Origin of the sequence: Photorhabdus australis DSM 17609 (genome assembly GCF_000711895.1) — a bacterium.
GTDB lineage: Bacteria > Pseudomonadota > Gammaproteobacteria > Enterobacterales > Enterobacteriaceae > Photorhabdus > Photorhabdus australis.
Window position 1 is genome coordinate 1 of record NZ_JONO01000141.1, and the last position, 1,021, is coordinate 1,021.

The window sequence follows — 1,021 nt, forward strand, 5'->3', positions numbered from 1 at the left end:
ATGTCTGCCCCACTGATAATACTGACATGATCCTTTGCCGTGATTTTACTGCTGTATATGGCTGATCCCTGGGATAACGATAAATCAGCCTGATACCTGGGTTCACAAGCACTGAGATCAATATCTTTGGCTGCACTTAAATAAATATCTTTTCCGGCAGACATCTCTGAGCCTTTGGCAGAAAGCGTATTCCCCGCATTAATCGTTAATGATTTTAAGGCAGTTAAAATTCCCGATATGGGGGCATGATGCCGATTGGCTGACGTTGATTTTGCAAAAGTATAAGTATCTGCATGGTTTTCTATGGTGACATCATGACTGGCTGACAAAGAGATATTTTCAGCCGGTTGTAAATAGACATTTTGTAAAAGCAGGTTTTTACCCGAATTGATAGTTAAATTACCACGGGCATTTAATTGATTGGATGCGGGATGCTCACCCGTTCTATGTTGTTCCCAAATATGGCCGACTTCATCACCGTTATGAAATGCAATATCTCCATAACGACTGAGCGCGGTCACCGCCTTTCCGCTGATATGACTGCGCCAGAGAGAGATATTATTGACAGCCACCATAGATAAACTATTAGGGGACAAAAGTATGGAATTTTTTAGGGTGATATCACTCTCTGAAACAATATTGACATCATGAGCCGCGTTGATTTTATCACTGAGGGTTATTTTTCCCGCATGTAATAGGATATTTTCAGCGGACAGTATTGCGGGCAGTTTTTCACTGTCGACGGGATAATTGAATAAATTGAAACCTGCCGGGGAACTGTAAGGATAATGAGTATCAATATGAATACTGTCACTAAAGTCGGCGACAAGATGACCTTTTGCTATAATACTGGCGCGCTCAACCACCAGTTTGTCTTTTCTAATATCATATTTGACTTCACCGTTGGGTAAGAGATGATAATTTTTATCATCCCATTGATGATAGGTGTCAATTTTTCCAGAAATACCATTAGAAGCCAGTTGATAGATCCCCGTAGGGATATTCAGTGAATCGGTTATAG

General features: G+C 40.7%; 1 protein-coding gene. It reads right to left on the reverse strand.

Features of this window, described 5'->3' with window-relative positions; translation table 11 throughout:
- A partial coding sequence (locus tag BO26_RS18580) for a hemagglutinin repeat-containing protein (RefSeq protein WP_036774138.1) occupies positions 1-1,021 on the reverse strand: 1,021 nt, incomplete at both ends.